This window comes from Acetobacter pomorum (genome assembly GCF_002738225.1).
GTDB lineage: Bacteria > Pseudomonadota > Alphaproteobacteria > Acetobacterales > Acetobacteraceae > Acetobacter > Acetobacter pomorum.
This window is the reverse complement of the sequence record NZ_PEBQ01000058.1, coordinates 1-308: the sequence shown is the minus strand read 5'-3', so window position 1 is coordinate 308 and position 308 is coordinate 1. Positions and strand designations below refer to the sequence as shown.

General features: G+C 51.3%; 1 protein-coding gene. It reads left to right on the top strand.

Features of this window, described 5'->3' with window-relative positions; genetic code table 11:
* A partial coding sequence (locus CSR02_RS04115) for a Hint domain-containing protein (RefSeq protein ID WP_208616800.1) occupies window positions 1-308 on the top strand: 308 nt, incomplete at both ends.

The following is a 308-nucleotide window of genomic DNA, read 5'->3' as shown; positions in this document are numbered from 1 at the left end:
TCTGTTATCTGGGTTGGCAAGGCCCATGCCACCGTGCGCCCCGAACTGACGGATGATGAAGCAGGCTGGCCGGTACGGATCCTGAAAGACGCCATTGCCGATGGCGTGCCTTACAAGGATATGCTGATTACCGCCGAACACTGCATGTTCTTTAAAGGCAAGCTGGTGCCTGTGCGCATGCTGGTAAATGGCGTTTCCATTTTCTATGACAAATCCATCACCTCCTACGATTATTACCATGTGGAAACAGAACAGCATTCCGTTATCACCGCAGATGGCATGCTGACAGAAAGCTATCTGGATACAGG